Annotated in this window: 2 protein-coding genes; both read left to right on the top strand. The window is 61.7% G+C overall.

The annotated features are described in order from the left end of the window. The first annotated feature begins 35 nt into the window (after positions 1 to 35). Positions 36 to 656, top strand: a complete 621-nt coding sequence (locus CF68_RS36550) for a group II intron maturase-specific domain-containing protein (protein ID WP_255351149.1) — start codon at positions 36 to 38, stop codon at positions 654 to 656. A gap of 143 nt (positions 657 to 799) precedes the next feature. Next, positions 800 to 1,186, top strand: coding sequence for a hypothetical protein (locus CF68_RS26915; RefSeq protein WP_051591693.1), 387 nt, complete (start codon positions 800 to 802; stop codon positions 1,184 to 1,186). Positions 1,187 to 1,199: the final 13 nt, after the last annotated feature.

Raw genomic sequence — 1,199 nt, 5'->3', positions numbered from 1 at the left:
CTAAATCCAATTAGTGTGAACACGCCCTAAGCAATATCCTCCTGACGCCGTTTGATCAGGAGATGCGACGCAGAGGCTATCAGCTTACCCGTTACGCGGATGATTGGGTGATCACCTGCTCATCCAAGGCGCAAGCACATGCCGCGATTGCGGCGGCGACGAAGATCCTGACGGCACTGGGCGTACAACTGCATCCGCAGAAGACGCGCATCGTGCATGTTCGATTTGGATTCGAGTTTCTCGGCTACAAGATCAAGCGCGGGCGGCAGTTGTCGCTGCCCGCAGCCAAGATCCGCAGTGGCGTGCGATCGGGTGCGCTGTATGCGTATCCTCGGGAGAGATCGGTTCAGCGGCTCATGGATCAGGTGCGTCGTCTCACACAGCGGCGCGTCCCGCTTCGAACGCGGGAACTGATTGAACGTCTCAATCCCATCTTGCGGGGCTGGGGGCACTACTACAAGCGCTCTCACGTCCGAAAGCTCTTCAACCGACTCGACCGATGGATCGTGCGGCGGTTATGGTCGCACCGATTCAAACGCTGGCGCAATACGGGCTGGAAAGCATTGCCCACGGCTCGGCTGTATGGGGAGTTCGGGTTGGTGAACCTGGTGCAATTGATACCTTCTATTGCTTCTCAGCATGCTGCATCTTCGTGAAAGCTGCATGCCGGAAAACGGCACGTGCAGTTTGTGCGGCGGACGGAGGCCAGCGCGCAAGCGCGCCTCCTCCGACCCAACAGGTGCGCGGTTGGCACTGAAGGGCCGAACATGAACGAGCGCGATTAGGACGACAGACCTCGATGCTTACCGACGAAGCCCAAATGCACGAACGAGTGCAGCCCACAGCGGAGGAAGGCGGGCGGAACCTGCCTGGGGCCGATGGGGGTGCGGAGGCTGGCGCGGCGGCTGTCGGGCAAACGAAAGCGCAGGCGCCATCGCTGATGGAGGCGGTGGTAGAGAGAAGCAACATGCGGCTGGCGTACCGGAAGGTGGTCGGCAACGGCGGCGCGGCCGGGGTGGATGCTCTGGAAGTGACGGCGTTGCGGGACTGGCTGAAGGTGCACTGGCCGAGCGTCAAGGCGGCGTTGCTGACCGGTCAGTACATCCCGCAGGCGGTGCGCGCGGTGGACATCCCCAAGCCTGCGGGCGGGGTGAGGACACTGGGCATCCCGACGGTGATCTCATAATGCACCTCTCACA

Source organism: Cupriavidus sp. SK-4, assembly GCF_000611125.1.
GTDB classification, from domain to species: Bacteria; Pseudomonadota; Gammaproteobacteria; order Burkholderiales; family Burkholderiaceae; genus Cupriavidus; species Cupriavidus necator.
This window is presented reverse-complemented; position numbering and strand designations above follow the sequence as displayed.